Below are 561 nucleotides of genomic sequence, written 5' to 3' on the forward strand. Positions count from 1 at the left end.
CACGAAAATATAGCCTTTGTTTCGCACGGTCTGCACATAGCGGGGGTTGGACGGATCGCTCTCGATCACGCGGCGCAGACGCCAGGCGGACACATCGAGCGACCGGTCACGAAACGCGTAGTCGTCGCCATGCAGCAGGTCGTGCAGGCGCGCACGCGACAGCACGGTGAGCGGGTGAGCGCTGAAGATCTTGAGCAATGCATATTCACCCTCGCGGAGTTCCAAGCGCGTGCCGTTCCGCACGAGCGTGCGCGTTGTGAAGTCCAGCACGAAGGGGCCGAAACTGAAGGTCTCGCGCTGCTCTGGCGCCGCGCTCGGCACGCGACCGCGGCGTCGCAAGACCGCGTGGATGCGGGCGAGGAGCTCGCGTGAGTCGCAGGGTTTGGTCAGGTAGTCGTCGGCGCCGTATTCGAGTCCGGCGACGCGGTCCGTTACGCCGACGCGGCCCGGCAGGAAGATGACGGGTAGGTCGTCGCCGGCGTCGCGCAGGGACTTGAGGGCCTGCAGACCGTCGCAATTCGGCATCATGATGTCGAGCAGGATCAGCGAAGGCCGCTCGAG

At 65.6% G+C, this 561-nt stretch carries 1 protein-coding gene; it reads right to left on the reverse strand.

The window, feature by feature from the left end; genetic code table 11:
* Positions 1 to 561, reverse strand: a 561-nt coding sequence (locus HV670_RS30435) for a winged helix-turn-helix domain-containing protein (protein WP_175108602.1), incomplete at both ends; no start/stop codon positions are given.

This window comes from Pararobbsia alpina (assembly GCF_902859895.1).
Classification (GTDB): Bacteria; Pseudomonadota; Gammaproteobacteria; order Burkholderiales; family Burkholderiaceae; genus Pararobbsia; species Pararobbsia alpina.